The sequence below is a fragment of the Pseudomonas sp. F220 genome (genome assembly GCF_057813935.1).
Genome location: NZ_JBVASJ010000095.1, coordinates 1 through 1,681 on the forward strand (window position 1 = coordinate 1; position 1,681 = coordinate 1,681).

Sequence of the window (1,681 nt, forward strand, 5' to 3'; positions counted from 1 at the left end):
GTGGCTGGCGGATGAACAGCGTCGTACCCAACTCTTGCTCCAGCTGCTTGATGGTCACCGAGAGCGTCGGCTGGCTGATAAACAAACGCTGCGCCGCCGACGTGATATTGCGCTCCTCAAAGACGGCTAGAAAGGCCTTGAGATGACGGATATCCATAGTTTATTCCGATGCCAGTTAGAGGAATAAGGCATTTTTCAGGCCTAATAGCAGCAAATATACTGTGGGCCAAGCTTAGTTATTTATTTTTCGTATTTCAGGAGATTCACACATGACCAAACCATTGATCATCATCACCGGGGCCAGTTCAGGGATTGGCGAAGCGGCGGCGCGGATACTTTCGGCGGCGGGCCACCCACTGCTGCTGCTCGCCCGGCGCATCGACCGCCTGGAGGCACTCGGGCTGTCGAATGCTTTGTGCCGTGGCGTCGACATTACCGACCGTGGTGCCTTGTTGGCGGCTGTCAGTGAAGCTGAAACGCAATTTGGTCCCGCCGACGGGCTGATCAATAACGCTGGAGTGATGCTGCTGGGCGAGATGAGCACACAGGATCCGGCGCAATGGGAGCAAATGCTCGACGTCAATGTAAAGGGGCTGCTCAATGGTATCCACGCGGTGGTCTCCGGCATGATCGAACGTAAGCACGGCACCATCATCAATGTCAGCTCAGTGGCAGGGCGTAAGACCTTCCCCAACCATGTGGCTTACGTAGGCACCAAGTTCGCGGTCCATGGCATTTCGGAAAACCTGCGTGAAGAGCTGTCACCGCACAACGTCCGAGTGATCACCATTGCACCTGGCGCCGTGGAAACCGAGCTGCTCAGCCACACCACCAACGAAGCGATCAAAACCGGTTATCAGGCGTGGAAGCAAGACATGGGTGGCACCGTACTCGGTGCCGACGACGTCGCCTCAGCGATTCGTTATGCCTACGAACAGCCGCAACATGTGTGCATCCGGGAGATTGTGTTGGCGGCAACACGGCAGCAGCCTTGAGTCCAATACCTCGTTGAGCGACAGTTCTTAAATCGCTCTCGGATTATTGTCTTTCGCTAAAACACACCCTGTAACGTCTCGACTGTTTGATTCTGGCGTCTCACCTCTCGCCATTGAATATTAGTAAAAGCCTGGCGTGGGCGCGCTGCGCGTCCACCTACATAGCAAGCGTTTTACGCCGTGCCTTGGGCCGTCGGATCAGGTAGTCCTGAACTGCTTTCGTCAACGGTTTTGGCTTCATCGGGAGCGCCCCGGCAAGAATCGTCGGGGAGGGCTCGCGCCGATGGAGCGCCTGCTCAGGCGGCTCGGGCTCGGGTCCGGTCACAGTTGACCACTGCCTTGAGCTTTAGAGTGATGGCGTTATCGTTCAGCTTCCTCCCTCTCCCTGCGTGCTACTTTCATGACTTCAGCAAGTTAAAGTCCACCAGATGGCATTCGTCGGCGTTAGGTGGCCTACCGGTGAGAGCAGAATGAAAGGTCTATCGCGTTTATACACTTGGCCGCTGGCGTTCCTGGCCACAGCTATCGTGCTGTCTGCCCCTGTACAGGCCGCGGTGGACCATAAGGGAAGTGTCTGTCAGGCCAGTCAGTTGGATGCCCATTTCGATGACCGGGATGGCGTATTTGACGGCATGTCACAACGTGGCACTTTGTTGGTTCTGCGTAACAACGGGCCTCACACCTGT

General features: G+C 56.2%; 3 protein-coding genes. 2 read left to right on the forward strand and 1 reads right to left on the reverse strand.

Features of this window, described 5'->3' with window-relative positions; all coding sequences use genetic code 11:
• Window positions 1-157: LysR family transcriptional regulator (locus tag ACZYSM_RS29105; protein ID WP_489077120.1), on the reverse strand; the 157-nt coding region annotated here is incomplete at its 3' end.
• A gap of 112 nt (window positions 158-269) precedes the next feature.
• Between ACZYSM_RS29105 and ACZYSM_RS29110 the strand changes: the two genes are divergently transcribed.
• A complete protein-coding gene (locus tag ACZYSM_RS29110) occupies window positions 270-995 on the forward strand; it encodes an SDR family oxidoreductase (RefSeq protein WP_489077116.1) in 726 nt (241 codons plus the stop codon).
• A gap of 470 nt (window positions 996-1,465) precedes the next feature.
• Window positions 1,466-1,681 (forward strand): hypothetical protein (locus tag ACZYSM_RS29115; RefSeq protein ID WP_489077118.1); only part of this gene is annotated, 216 nt, incomplete at its 3' end.